Source organism: Cryobacterium psychrotolerans (assembly GCF_900101115.1).
Lineage (GTDB): Bacteria > Actinomycetota > Actinomycetes > Actinomycetales > Microbacteriaceae > Cryobacterium > Cryobacterium psychrotolerans.
In genome coordinates this window covers 148,689-161,391 of record NZ_FNFU01000002.1, presented here as the reverse complement: position 1 = coordinate 161,391, position 12,703 = coordinate 148,689, and the positions used below count along the sequence as shown (strand labels likewise).

Below are 12,703 nucleotides of genomic sequence, written 5' to 3'. Positions count from 1 at the left end.
CACCCGTTACCCTCGGGCGGCGGGCGGGAACTCGGCCGGCTCCAGGTGCGGCGCGGACGGACCGTGGACCCGGCTGTCCCGCAGCCGCAGCCGGATCCGTTTCTGGGCCAGCAGGATGCCGACCAGCACCAGCAGCGCGCCGACCGGTTCGTGCCAGGAAAAGGTTTCGGCCAGCACGAGGACGCCGAGGACCACGCCGACGACCGGGGTCACATAGGTGACCGTCGACGCGTTCGTGGGCCCCCAGGCCCGCAGGACGTTGATGTTCCAGATGTAGGCCAGGCCGGTGCCGAGGGCACCGAGGGTCAGCAGGCTGAGCACGATCGGCCAGTTCAACGACACGGGAGTCCATGCGAGCACGGGCGTGAGCAGGAGCATGATCGCGCCGCCGATGCCGATGTTCAGGAACGCGAAGGTCGCTCCCGCGATCGGCCGGCCGCTGAGGTGTTTGCGTGTGTAGCTGAAGGTGAAGCCGTAGCAGACGGCCGCGCCGAGGCAGGCCAGCTGGCCCCAGAGATCGCCGGTGAGGGCCGCGTACTGCCACGGGCCGATGATCACGATCACGCCGAGGATACCGACGAGAATGCCGACCGCCTGGCTGCGGCCGAGCTTCTCCACCCGGAAGGCGAGGGTGGCCATCAGCGCCGTCATGATCGGCGTCACCGCGTTGTAGATGCTCGCGAGGCTGGACGAGACGTACTGCTCGGCCCAGGCGAAGAGGAGGTGCGGGACGACGCATCCGGTGATCGCGATGACCGTGAAGTGCAGCCATACGATGCGCTCGCGCGGCAGCACGGGCCCGCCCGCGACGCGGGGCCGGCTGATCATCACGATCAGGCCCAGCGTGAGCCCACCGAGCACGAGCCGCGACCAGGCGACCTGGCCGAAGCTCACCCCGTCGAGGGCGATCTTCATGAACAGGAAGCTGGCACCCCAGACCACGCCCATCCCGAGGAATTGGAGGGTGACGAGGGTCTTGCCTGCTGCCGGGGAGTCGCTCACCAACCGACCCTATCGCGCCGCGCCGACGCCCGAATCGGCTGTCGCCCGTGATGTCCGTAATCCGCCGACACTGCCCCCCGCGAAACTGCAATCGTGCGCGTCATGGGGCGTCCATAACGCGCACGATTGCGGTTTCGCGGGGAGGGAGGGAGGCGTCAGCCGAGCAGGTCGTGGCGAACGACGATGGCCTCGCGGTCGGGGCCGACGCCGATCGCCGAGATGCGCGAGCCGCTCATCGCCTCGAGCGCGAGCACGTAGTCCCGGGCGTTCTTCGGCAGGTCGTCGAACGAGCGCACGCCCGTGATGTCCTCGGTCCAGCCGGGGAACTCCTCGTAGACGGGCTTCGCGTGGTGGAAGTCGGACTGCGACACCGGCACCTCGTCGAAGCGCACGCCGTCGACCTCGTAGGCGACGCAGACCGGGATGGTCGCGAGGCCGGTGAGCACGTCGAGCTTGGTGAGCACGAAGTCGGTGACGCCGTTGATGCGCGCCGTGTAGCGGGCGATCGGGGCGTCGTACCAGCCGCAGCGCCGCGGGCGTCCGGTGGTCGTGCCGAACTCGAAGCCCTGGGCGCGCAGGAACTCGCCCGAGTCGTCGAAGAGCTCGGTCGGGAACGGGCCCGCGCCCACGCGGGTCGTGTACGCCTTCACCACGGCGATGATCCGGTCGATCCGGTTGGGGGCGACGCCCGAACCGGTCACGGCGCCGCCGGACGTGGCGTTCGAGGAGGTGACGAACGGATACGTGCCGTGGTCGACATCCAGCATCGTGGCCTGGCCGCCCTCGAAGAGCACCGTCTTTCCGGCGTCGAGGGCCTGGTGCAGCAGCAGCGCGGTGTCTTCGACCATGGGGCGCAGGCGCTCCGCGTAGCTGAGCAGGTCGTCGACGACCTCGTCGACCGTGATCGCCCGGCGGTTGTAGACCTTGACGAGCATGTGGTTCTTCTGGGCGAGGGCGCCCTCGACCTTCTGCCGCAGGATGTTCTCGTCGAACAGGTCCTGCACGCGGATGCCGACCCGGTTGATCTTGTCGGCGTAGGTCGGCCCGATTCCGCGGCCGGTCGTGCCGATCTGGCGCTTGCCGAGGAAGCGCTCCGTCACCTTGTCGAGGGTGCGGTGGTACTGGGTGATGACGTGGGCGTTGGCGCTCACCTTGAGCTTGGAGACGTCCACTCCGCGGGAGCTGAGCGCGTCGAGCTCCTCGAAGAGCACCTCGATGTCGACGACCACGCCGTTGGCGATGACCGGCGTGACACCCGGGGAGAGGATGCCGGACGGCAGCAGGTGCAGGGCGTACTTCTCGTCGCCGACGACGACGGTGTGCCCTGCGTTGTTGCCGCCGTTGAACTTGACGACGTAGTCGACTCGGCTGCCGAGCAGGTCGGTGGCCTTGCCCTTACCTTCGTCGCCCCACTGGGCTCCGATCAGAACGATGGCTGGCATTAGTTGTCTCCTCGGATGACGAAGGCTTCGGTGGGCGGGGCCGGGTCGGTTCCGGGCGGGGAGGCGGGCGACGAGTGTCTCCCCCCGCCGGGCGTGACCACCCGGATGACCTGGGTCTCGGTGTGCTCGTGCTCGAACCGGTTGATGACGCTCGGGTCCGCGCCGTTCAGGAATGCGGTGAGGCGCTCCACCTCGTCGGTCTCGCCGATCTCGGCAGCGGCCCGGCGCAGCGCGTAGAGCGCGCGCAGCACGCCGCGGTTGGGTTCGTGCGACCACGGGATCGGGCCCTGGCCGCGCCATCCGGCCTTGCGCAGCGAGTCGAGCCCGCGGTGATAGCCGACCCTGGCGTAGGCGTAGGACTCGAGCGTGCGGCCCTCCGCATGGGCGGCGTCGGCCAGTGTGGCCCAGGCCAGGGGTGAGGTCGGATGCGCCGCGACGACCTCGGGGATTCCGCGGCTGCCGGTTCGACTGAGCGCCGCGATCACCTCGGGTTCCGGGGGAAGGAGGGTCTCGGGCTGGTCAAGCAGATTGGCGCCGGTCACACCCCATGCTACCAAGACCCCCTCCGTCCCCTCCGCGAAACTGCAGTCGTGCTCGTTATCGGGGGATTTTAACCCGCCCGTGAGGGGTCGCATATCGACCTTCCCGGGGCCAGCGAAGGTCGATTTGCGACCCCTCACGCGGGGTCAGCCGGCGTCAGGACGCGGGCAGGGTGGGCCAGCGCAGGATGGCGCAGGCGCTCGCACCCGCCGGAAGCTCGCTCGGCGACGCCACGACCACCCGCGCATCCGTCAGGATCGCGGCACGCACGAGGGCGTCCGCTGCCGGAACGGCGCCCAGCTCGCCCGCACCGAGCGCGTCCTCGGACGAGGCGGCCACCCAGGGCCCGCGGTCCAGGGCGATCAGCGTGGAGTCGCCCATGGTGCCCGGCGCGATGATGAGCACGTCCACCTGGCTCTGCTGGAGTCCGCGGGTCACGGCAGCCTGGTCGATTTCGGACAGACCGTCGTTGCGTCCCGTCTCGAGCCGCGTGAGCGCGTCGTACTCGTCGGCGGCAAGGATCGAGGCGATGTGGCGGTGCAGGTCGGCGTCGAGTTCGTCGGTCGTGGCCCCGCCCGGGCGCGTGTTCGTGGGAACCACGGTGAGGATCTTCAGGCTGGCCGGGGAGAGCGCGTCGATCAGGAGTTGCCGGGCCCGCACGTCTCCGGTCACCACGAGCAACTCGGCCCCGCTGTCACGCACGACCTCGTCGATGGCCTCCGCGACGAGCCCCTCATTGCGCTTCCAGACCTCCTCGGTGTGGTGCTGGTAGCGCCCGTTGGCCAGGAAGTCGTCTTCGGACTGCGTCTTGGTCAGGAACTCGGTGTCCCCCTGCACGGCGCGGTGAGCGACGGGCTGGCTGCGGCTGAGCCGGAACTGACGGATCTCGCCGCCGTCCCTGCCCACCTCGGCCACGACGTAGCAGAGGTCCCTCGGCCGCTGGATGAGCAACGGAATCAGCGCCGGCACCGGTCCGTAGTTCACGATGAGTTCGCCCAGCGGCTCCCCCGGCAGCAGTTCGTTGACCTCGACGGCGCCGCCCCGCACGACGAGGAGGCGACTGACCGAACCGCCGACGCCCGGCGGTTCTTCGAGCAGGTCGACGATGACCGCCGCATCGGCTTCGGGGGCGCCGGCATCGATCAGCGCCTCGCGCACCGTGCGCTGCCGGATGGTCCCGGTGCGGCGCGGATCGCTCGTGTCCTGCGTCACATCTGCGTAAACCGTCGACGTGTTCCCCGCGCGACGGTAGAGCTCCGAGAGGCCCTCGTTCCCGAAATCAGCCATGGTCATCGATCCTTTCCGTGGTGCCTAGTAGTGGGACCACGGTAGACCTCGGCTCCGGCTCTGACAACCCTTCGGAATCCGCCCCGGGGCGACCCGTGCGCCGCTTAGACCGGGGTCTGCTGGTGGGCGGCCACGCACCATCCGCCGTTGGCATCGTCGAAGACGTAGGTGGTCGACATGATCGACTCCGTGACCTCGTCGCCGCTCCGGACAACGGCACGGTAGACGACGATTCCGGCGTGCTCGCCGAGGCGGATGACGGCCGGGTCGTGGATCTCGTAGCTGTCCGGGGCCGACGCGCCGGTGAAGGATGCGGCCGCCTGGTCGCGGCTCAGGACCTCGCCCGGCCTGATCATCAGCGCATCCCGGGTCATCGTGCGCCGGTAGTAGCCGGCACCCTGGCCGGCAGCCCTGGCTTGCCACGCCTCGTGTTCCTCGTGCAGCAGTCGGGCGGGCAGATCGTCGGTGATCGCAGTCATGACCCCACGCTAGCGCGTGCGCGTCCGAAGCGGTGCTGCAATATCCAGTCGTGCATGGTGACCGCCGCCGCGGCCGAGGCGTTGATCGACCGGGTGGAGCCGTACTGGCTGATTTCGACGACGGCGTCGGCGGCGGCGATGGCCTCCTCGGAGAGGCCAGGACCCTCCTGGCCGAAGAGCAGCACGCAGCGTTCGGGGAAGCTGAAGGTCTCGATGATGACGCTCCCGGGCACGTTGTCGATGGCGATGATCGGCAGGGTCTCGCCGGCAGCCCAGTCGACGAAGGCCGCGACATCCGGGTGGTGCAGCACGTGCTGGTAGCGGTCGGTGACCATCGCGCCGCGCTTGTTCCAGCGCTTGCGCCCGATGATGTGCACGGTGTCGGCGGCGAAGGCGTTGGCGCTGCGCACGATCGAGCCGATGTTCATGTCGTGCTGCCAGTTCTCGATGGCCACGTGGAACGGATGCCGGTGCTCGTCGAGGTCCGCCACGATCGCGTCCATCCGCCAGTAGCGGTACCGGTCGATCACATTGCGGGTGTCGCCTCCCTCGAGCAGCGCCGCGTCGTACTGGGGCTCATGCGGCCACTCCCCCTGCCACGGGCCGACGCCGTGGGTGGAGAGTTCGGGCGTCGGATTCTGTTGCTCGGTCACCGCTCCACCGTATCCCGCGAACACACATCTCCCGGCGGTTAGTCTGGACGGCCGCAACCGGAAGGACTATTCGCATGCTGCCCACTCTCTTCGGGATCGACTTTCTGGACTCCGAATGGCTGATCGGCTGGTTCGGATCCTTCGTGCTGCTGGGTGTCGCCGCGGTCGTGTTCATCGAAACCGGTTTCATCGTGTTGGCGTTCCTGCCCGGCGACTCGCTGCTGTTCACCGTCGGCCTGCTCACCGCGACCGGCGACGTCCCGTTCCCGATCTGGGTGACCTGCGCGGTCATCTTCGTCGCCGCGTTCGCCGGCGACCAGCTCGCTTACTACCTCGGCCGCAAGGCCGGCCCGGCCGTTTTCGCGCGCGAGGGCAGCCGGTTTTTCAACCCGAAGAACGTGGAACGCACCAATGCCTTCTTCGCGAAGCACGGCGGCAAGGCCGTCATCATCGCCCGCTTCCTGCCCGTGTTTCGCGCCTTCGTGCCGGTGGCCGCCGGGGTCGGCCGCATGCGCTACCGCACCTTCGTCACCTACAACCTGATCGGGGCCTTCGCCTGGGGCGTCGGCCTCACCCTCGTCGGCTACCTGCTGGGGCAGATTGCCTTCGTCGAGAAGTACTCCGAGTTCTTCATCATCGGGATCGTGCTGCTGTCCGGGGTTCCGATCCTCTCCGAGTTGTACAAGGGCGGGCGAGAAGCGATGCGCGCCCGCGGCGGGCGCCCGGCGCCCGTGCCCCGCGCATCCATACCTGACGACCTGCGCGAGTAGCAGCGCCCTCGCCCGGGGTGCCTTTCGGGTACCCTAAACCTGCCCTATGATTTCGGTATGCTTAAAGATGACGCCGGGACTCAGGACGACGTGCGACCGGATTCCCCGCGAGCCGCCTCGTCGCCCGAGATCACGACCGTCGCATCCTCGCGCCTGCTCTGGCTGCTCGGCCCGGCCCTCGTCGCCGGCGTCGCCTACCTCGATCCCGGCAACGTCGCCAGCAACATGACCGCCGGCGCCCGCTACGGCTACCTGCTCGTCTGGGTGGTCGTGGCCGGCAACGTGATGGCGTGGCTGATCCAGTACCTCTCGGCCAAGCTCGGCATCGTCACGGGCACGAGCCTGCCGGAGATCCTGGGCGTGCGGATGCGGCGCCCACTCGCACGGCGTCTCTACTGGGTGCAGGCCGAGCTCGTGGCCATGGCCACCGACCTGGCCGAAATCATCGGTGGCGCGGTCGCGCTCCACCTCCTGTTCGGCCTCCCGCTGCTCGCCGGCGGCGTGATCACCGGCGTCATCTCGATGATCGTGCTCACCGTGCAGACCCGCCGCGGGCCGCGCACCTTCGAGCGTGTGATCGTCGCGCTGCTGCTGATCATCGCCGTCGGCTTCACGGCCGGCGTCTTCATCTCCCCGCCGGATGCCGGCGGGGTCGTCTCCGGGCTCGTGCCGCGCTTCGAGGGCACGAACTCGGTCCTCCTCGCCGCGTCCATCCTCGGTGCGACGATCATGCCGCACGCCATCTACGCCCACTCCGCCCTCGCCCGCGACCGGTTCCCCGCGTGGCAGGGCGAGAAGGCGACCAGGCGGCTGCTCTGGGCGACGAAATGGGACGTTTCGATCGCCATGGCCATCGCCGGCACCGTGAACCTCTCGATCCTGCTGCTCGCGGCATCCGCCCTGCAGGGGGTCGCGGGAACCGACACCCTCGAGGGCGCCTACGCCGCCCTGGCGACGACGCTCGGACCGGCGGTCGCCACGATCTTCGCCGTCGGGCTGCTCGCCTCGGGCCTCGCCTCCACCTCGGTGGGCGCCTACGCCGGCGCGGAGATCATGCACGGCCTGCTGCACGTGCGGGTGCCGCTGCTCGCCCGTCGGGTGGTCACACTCATTCCGGCGCTGCTCATCCTCGGCGCCGGCTTCGACCCGACCCAGGCGCTCGTGCTCAGCCAGGTCGTGCTGTCGTTCGGCATTCCGTTCGCGCTCATCCCGCTGGTCTGGCTCACCGCGCAGCGCGGCATCCTCGGCACGTATACCAACCGCTGGTTCACGACCGTCGCCGGGGCCGTCTGCGCCCTGCTGCTCGTGGCGCTGAACGTGGTGCTGCTCGTGCTGCTCTTCACCGGCGCGTGAGCCCGCCCATGTCCCCCTTCATGATCCCGACCCCGTCCCCCCTCCCCGCGAAACCGCAGTTGTGCTCGTTATTCGGCGCCCATAACGAGCACAAGTGCGTTTTCGCGGTGGCGATCGGTAGCCTGAGGGCGTCATGACACACACCACCCCGGCCTCCGAGGACTACCTCAAGACCATCTACGCGCACACCGAATGGCAGCCCGACCCGATCACGCCGTCGGGGCTGGCGATGCGGCTGGGAGTCGCTCCGTCCTCCGTCACCGAAATGGTGAAGAAGCTTGCGGCGATCGGCCTGCTCACGCATGTTCCGTACGGCCCGCTGTCGCTGACGGATGCCGGCCGGTTGCGCGCGACGGCGGTGGTGCGGCGGCATCGACTGATCGAGACCTGGCTCGTGCGCGAGATGGGCTATGACTGGGACGAGGTGCACGACGAGGCGGAGATCCTGGAGCATTCGATCTCCGACCGTCTCCTCGAGGCCATCAACGCCCGGCTCGGCTTCCCGTCCAGCGACCCGCACGGCGACCCGATCCCCGCCGCCGACGGCGCCGTCGACCGGGCGCCCGCCATCCTGCTGGCGGCCGCGCGACCCGGCCACGCCGGAACCGTGCTGCGGATCAGCGATCGCGACCCCGGCATCCTGCGCGATCTCGCGACCGACGGAATCGGTCCGGGCACGCGGCTGGTGGTCGTCGACGCCCTCACCGTGCGTCTGCCGTCGGGTCGCACCCGGCCGCTGACGCTCGAGGCGGCCGGCTCGATCTGGGTCAGCGATTAACCTCCGCGTAACGCGCCCCGGCTAGGCTGGGGCCCCAGGGAGAGGACCGCTAGATGGCACGTCGTGACGAGATCGAATGCTGGCTCACCGACATGGACGGCGTCCTCGTCCACGAGAGCGCCGCGCTTCCCGGGGCGGCCGCGCTGCTCCAGCAGTGGACCGACGCCGGCACCCCGTTCCTGGTGCTCACCAATAACTCGATCTTCACCCCGCGTGACCTGAGCGCCCGGTTGCGTGCCTCCGGCCTGAACGTGCCGGAAGACCGGATCTGGACTTCGGCGCTGGCCACGGCCGACTTCCTCAAGTCGCAGATCCCCGGCGGCACCGCGTTCGTGATCGGCGAGGTCGGAATCACGACGGCCCTGCACGAGGCCGGCTTCATCATGACCGAGACCAACCCGGACTACGTCGTCGTCGGCGAGACCCGGAACTACTCGTTCGAGGCGATCACCAAGGCGATCCGTCTGCTGCTGGGCGGCGCCCGCTTCATCGTGACCAACCCGGATGCGACCGGGCCGAGCGCGGACGGCCCGCTGCCGGCGACCGGAGCGATCGCCGCGCTCATCACCAAGGCCACGGGCATGGAGCCCTACGTCGTGGGCAAGCCCAACCCGATGATGTTCCGCTCGGCGATGAACAAGATCGGCGCGCACTCCGAGAACACGGCCATGATCGGGGACCGGATGGACACCGACATCATCGCCGGCATCGAGGCCGGCCTGCACACGATCCTCGTGATGACCGGCATCAGCGACAAGGCCGAGGTCGGCCGCTACCCGTTCCGCCCCGACGAGATCCTCGCCGGCGTACACGAACTAGTCGCCGCCGAGCCGGCAGAGTCCGACGAAATCTAGCCCGCTCACTCCCCGCGAAACCGCAGTCGTGCGCGCTAAAACGCCCGAATGGCGCGCACAACTGCGGTTTCGCGGGGGTCAGCCGAGCGGCTCGGCCGACGCCCGGCTGAGGAAGCAGTAGTAGTCCCGCTGGCCGCTCGTCCACTGCTCGTCGGTCACCGGGTAGCTGCCCTGCACCTGCAGGTCGGGGATGGCTCCGACAGCGGTGATGTCGATCACACCGGGCGCGCTGCAGAGCGCGTTGATCTGCTCCGCAAGCGCGGCCTCGCCGGGGAACGCGGCATCCGGCTCGCCGGCGAACACGCCGCGGTAGACGAGCTGGGCGGCGTGAGGGGTCGCGCAATCCACGACCGTGAACTCCTCCTCCCACGGGGAGGTGTACGGCTGCAGGCATTCGCCGCCGCGCAGGGCGTCCCAGTCATGCACGCCGACCGGCTGCGGGCCGGTGGCCGGCGCGGTCGGAGTGGGAGTCGGAGTGGCCGTCGGCGTGGTGTCGGCGGATGCCGCGCTGCTCTCGGTCGGCGCGGCGATCGGGGCTGGACCGCCAACCAGCCGTTGCCCGAAGTAGAACAGGGCGACGAGCACGCCGGCCGCGAGCAGGCCGCCGGCCACCCAGGCCAGGACCGTGACAACCCGCCGGCGGTCGGCGGGCTTGCGGGCGGGCTTGCGCGGCACGCCGGCGGACGCGGCAACGGCTGCCGCGCCTGTCCCGGCGAGCGGCAGTGCCGGGGCGGGCAGTGCCGAAGCGGACGGCGCCGGGGCGGACGGTGCCGAAACCGGGGTCGCGGGGCGTCCCGGCACGGCGGTCGCTGCGGCCTCGTCGGCCGTGGGCACAAGGGGAGATTGCACGGGCGTCGTCCACCACGGCGCGGGCTCCAGGTCGGCCTGCGAGCGACCGGCGCCGGGCGCGGGGACCGGCGGCTGCTCGGGGAGGCTCGGCTGTCCGGCGTTCGGCTGCACGGCATTCGGCCGTACCGCGTTGGGCTGTACCGCGGCGCTTGGCAGCGCAGGCGTGCCGACCTGTTCGGTGGGGCCGGTCTGTTCGGTGGGGCCGGCCTGCTCGGTGGGGCCGGCGGGTTCGGGCAGGACAGCGGGTTCCGGCAGGGCCGCGGGTGCGGGCGCTGCGGGCGCCGCAGCGTCGAAAATCTCACGCGCGGACTTCGGCGCGGCGGGGCCCTGGCCCAGGGCTCCATCGCCAGCGTCAGCAGCGTCAGCAGCGTCAGCAGCGTCAGCAGCGTCAGCAGCGTCAGCAGCGTCAGCGTCAGCGTCAGCGTCGTCCAGGCCGCCGTCTCCGTCTCCGTCGAGCTGCGTATTCAACCACTCGAGGCCGACTTCGCCGTCCTCCTCGTCGCGGGGCATTAGCTCAAACCCAGATCCTCAAGCCCGATGGCCGCGTAGTACGGGTAGCCGGCCGCTTCGATCACTTCGCGGGCGCCGGTGTTCCGGTCGACGACAACGGCGACGCCGGCGATCTCGGCGCCGACCTTCAGCAGTGCTTCGATGGCCGCCAGGGGCGACCCACCCGTGGTCGACGTGTCCTCGAGCACGATGACGCGCTTCCCGGCGAGGTCAGGGCCTTCGACCTGCCTGCCGCGACCATGGTCCTTGGGCTCCTTGCGAACGACGAACGCGTCGTACGCCTTGCCACGGGCGGCGCCCTGGTGCAGGATGGCCGCGGCCACGGGGTCGGCACCCATCGTCATGCCGCCCACCGCCGCGACATCCGGGATGTCGGCGATGAGATCGAGCATGACCTGGCCGATCAACGGCGCGACCCGGTGGTCAAGGCTCACCTTGCGGAGGTCGACGTAGTACGTCGCCTTCTTCCCGCTGGTGAGGGTGAAGTCACCGTGGAAGACGGCGTCGGCCGAGATGTAGTCAATGAGCTTCTGGCGGGTATCAGTCACGTGCCAACTTTAGGCCATCCGCAATCCGAAGGGAGAGGCTAGTAGATGCGAACGAGCGGGCGCTGCGGCATCCGGCGGTAGCCGTCCTTCGAGACCTCGACGACGAGGAAGGAAACGGAGAGGAGGGCGGTGATGGACAGGAGGGCAAGAAGAACGAACACGAGGTGCCTTTCAGGAGAGGGGATTCATCGATCCAGACGGAGGCGCCATTGCTCGTGTTCGACAGTTCAATCTGACCACGGCCCACCGTTCAGCACAATCGCATTATTCTCCACCCACCCTGTAGTTTTGCTACATGGACGTGCAACGACTCGAGCTGCTCCGCGAACTCGCCGAACGCCACAGCGTCACCGCGGTCGCCCGAGCAACGCACCGCACCCCGTCCGCCGTCTCCCAACAGCTCAAGGTGCTCGAACGCGAGGCCGGCCTCCCCCTCACCGAGCGCAGCGGGCGCGGCCTGGTGTTGACGGATGCCGGGCGCGCGCTCGCCCGCAGCGCCACCGATGTCGCCGTCGCCCTCGAACGGGCGACCGCGGTGTGGGATGAGTTCCGCAACCGCGTTACGGGCGACGTGAGCCTGGTCACCTTCCCGACCGCCGGCCAGATGCTGCTGCCCGGTGTGCTGCAGCAGCTCGCCGAGCACGCCGGGCTCGTCGTGAAGTGCACCGACATGGACCCGGAGCTCAGCGACTTCCCCGCGCTCACCTCCGACTTCGACATCGTGCTCGCGCACAGCATGCGCGGCCAGGTGCCCTGGGGTGGGCGCGGGCTGACGGTGGTGCCGCTGATGACGGAGCCGTTGGACGTGGGGCTCCCGACCAATCACCGGCTGGCCTCGCGGGCATCCGTCGGAGCGGCCGACGTGGTCGGTGAGACGTGGATCGGCGTGCCGGACGGCTACCCGTTCGAGCGGATCGTGCACGAGATCGAGCAGCAGGGCGGTGGGCGCGTGCACGTGTCCCAACGCTTCGCCGACATGCGCCTGGTCGAGGCGTTCATCATGGCCGGCCTCGGCATCGCCCTCGTGCCCCGCTATACCTCCGGCGGAGGCCAGCCCGGCCGGCTCGTGCTCAAACCACTGCGCGGCGTGGATGCCGAGCGGCAGATCGTGGCCCTCATGCGCCCCGACCGCGCGGAGCGCCTCGCCGTGCGGACCGTCATCGACGCCCTCCGAACCCGCGCCGCCCGCGTGCAGGCCGAGCACACGTCCTGACGCGTCCTGGCCGGCGGTCGAGCCGTCCGGTGATCGAGCCTGTCGAGATCAGGGTCCCGACAAGCTCGACCTGCGGGGACAAGCTCGACCGCCGCGATCCGCTAGTCGTTCTGGGGGAAGCCCAGGTTGATGCCGCCGTGGCTCGGGTCGAGCCAGCGGCTGGTCACGGCCTTCTCCCGGGTGTAAAAAGCGACCCCGGCAGGGCCATAGGCCTTCGCGTCACCGAAGAGCGAGTTCTTCCAGCCACCGAAGGAGTGGTACGCCACCGGCACCGGGATCGGCACGTTGATGCCCACCATCCCGGCCTGCACCTCGTTCTGGAAACGGCGGGCCGCCCCGCCGTCGTTGGTGAAGATCGCCGTGCCGTTGCCGTACTGGCTGCTGTTGATCAGGTCGAGGCCCTCGGTGTACGTGGCGACGCGGAC

The 12,703-nt window shown here is 69.6% G+C and carries 15 protein-coding genes; 5 read left to right on the top strand and 10 right to left on the bottom strand.

Annotated features, from left to right (window positions below; all coding sequences use genetic code 11):
• Positions 1 to 6 precede the first annotated feature (6 nt).
• The 6 genes from BLQ39_RS02370 to BLQ39_RS02345 all read right to left on the bottom strand — a co-directional run bounded on the left by BLQ39_RS02370 (position 7) and on the right by BLQ39_RS02345 (position 5,403).
• Positions 7 to 1,002, bottom strand: a complete 996-nt coding sequence (locus BLQ39_RS02370; protein ID WP_422386369.1) for a DMT family transporter — start codon at positions 1,000 to 1,002, stop codon at positions 7 to 9.
• A gap of 155 nt (positions 1,003 to 1,157) precedes the next feature.
• Positions 1,158 to 2,444 (bottom strand): adenylosuccinate synthase, encoded by a 1,287-nt coding sequence (locus tag BLQ39_RS02365; RefSeq protein ID WP_092321483.1) that lies wholly within the window; start codon positions 2,442 to 2,444, stop codon positions 1,158 to 1,160.
• Positions 2,444 to 2,986, bottom strand: a complete 543-nt coding sequence (locus tag BLQ39_RS16060) for a DUF3151 domain-containing protein (protein WP_092321482.1) — start codon at positions 2,984 to 2,986, stop codon at positions 2,444 to 2,446. The genes BLQ39_RS02365 and BLQ39_RS16060 overlap by 1 nt, the downstream gene beginning before the upstream one ends.
• 154 nt (positions 2,987 to 3,140) lie before the next feature.
• Positions 3,141 to 4,271, bottom strand: a complete 1,131-nt coding sequence (locus BLQ39_RS02355; RefSeq protein ID WP_134575658.1) for a baeRF2 domain-containing protein — start codon at positions 4,269 to 4,271, stop codon at positions 3,141 to 3,143.
• A gap of 104 nt (positions 4,272 to 4,375) precedes the next feature.
• Entirely contained in the window at positions 4,376 to 4,750 is a 375-nt protein-coding gene (locus tag BLQ39_RS02350; protein ID WP_092321480.1) for a DUF4440 domain-containing protein, read from the bottom strand.
• The gene (locus BLQ39_RS02345) at positions 4,747 to 5,403 is read right to left on the bottom strand and encodes a TrmH family RNA methyltransferase (RefSeq protein ID WP_092321479.1); all 657 of its coding nucleotides are present in this window, start codon (positions 5,401 to 5,403) and stop codon (positions 4,747 to 4,749) included. The genes BLQ39_RS02350 and BLQ39_RS02345 overlap by 4 nt, the downstream gene beginning before the upstream one ends.
• Before the next feature lie 74 nt (positions 5,404 to 5,477).
• Between BLQ39_RS02345 and BLQ39_RS02340 the strand changes: the two genes are divergently transcribed.
• The 4 genes from BLQ39_RS02340 to BLQ39_RS02325 all read left to right on the top strand — a co-directional run bounded on the left by BLQ39_RS02340 (position 5,478) and on the right by BLQ39_RS02325 (position 9,158).
• A complete protein-coding gene (locus BLQ39_RS02340) occupies positions 5,478 to 6,173 on the top strand; it encodes a DedA family protein (protein ID WP_092321478.1) in 696 nt (231 codons plus the stop codon).
• A 57-nt stretch (positions 6,174 to 6,230) separates the two neighbouring features.
• The gene (locus BLQ39_RS02335; RefSeq protein ID WP_092321477.1) at positions 6,231 to 7,526 is read left to right on the top strand and encodes an Nramp family divalent metal transporter; all 1,296 of its coding nucleotides are present in this window, start codon (positions 6,231 to 6,233) and stop codon (positions 7,524 to 7,526) included.
• Between the two features lie 133 nt (positions 7,527 to 7,659).
• Positions 7,660 to 8,304 (top strand): metal-dependent transcriptional regulator, encoded by a 645-nt coding sequence (locus BLQ39_RS02330; protein ID WP_092321476.1) that lies wholly within the window; start codon positions 7,660 to 7,662, stop codon positions 8,302 to 8,304.
• A gap of 53 nt (positions 8,305 to 8,357) precedes the next feature.
• Positions 8,358 to 9,158 (top strand): HAD-IIA family hydrolase, encoded by an 801-nt coding sequence (locus BLQ39_RS02325; RefSeq protein ID WP_092321475.1) that lies wholly within the window; start codon positions 8,358 to 8,360, stop codon positions 9,156 to 9,158.
• A 78-nt stretch (positions 9,159 to 9,236) separates the two neighbouring features.
• Here the strand turns inward: BLQ39_RS02325 and BLQ39_RS15510 are convergent, their stop codons facing one another.
• From BLQ39_RS15510 to BLQ39_RS16055, 3 genes are read right to left on the bottom strand one after another with little or no spacing between them, the layout of a single operon-like run.
• Positions 9,237 to 10,517, bottom strand: a complete 1,281-nt coding sequence (locus BLQ39_RS15510; protein ID WP_135109336.1) for a hypothetical protein — start codon at positions 10,515 to 10,517, stop codon at positions 9,237 to 9,239.
• Positions 10,517 to 11,065: an orotate phosphoribosyltransferase gene (gene pyrE, locus BLQ39_RS02310; RefSeq protein ID WP_092321472.1), complete on the bottom strand. Its 549-nt coding sequence runs from the start codon at positions 11,063 to 11,065 to the stop codon at positions 10,517 to 10,519. The genes BLQ39_RS15510 and pyrE overlap by 1 nt, the downstream gene beginning before the upstream one ends.
• 38 nt (positions 11,066 to 11,103) lie before the next feature.
• Positions 11,104 to 11,226: a hypothetical protein gene (locus BLQ39_RS16055; RefSeq protein ID WP_255452854.1), complete on the bottom strand. Its 123-nt coding sequence runs from the start codon at positions 11,224 to 11,226 to the stop codon at positions 11,104 to 11,106.
• Positions 11,227 to 11,360: 134 nt separating this feature from the next.
• Between BLQ39_RS16055 and BLQ39_RS02305 the strand changes: the two genes are divergently transcribed.
• A complete protein-coding gene (locus tag BLQ39_RS02305; RefSeq protein ID WP_092321471.1) occupies positions 11,361 to 12,278 on the top strand; it encodes a LysR family transcriptional regulator in 918 nt (305 codons plus the stop codon).
• Positions 12,279 to 12,379: 101 nt separating this feature from the next.
• Here the strand turns inward: BLQ39_RS02305 and BLQ39_RS02300 are convergent.
• Positions 12,380 to 12,703: aldehyde dehydrogenase family protein (locus tag BLQ39_RS02300; RefSeq protein ID WP_143006457.1), on the bottom strand; the 324-nt coding region annotated here is incomplete at its 5' end.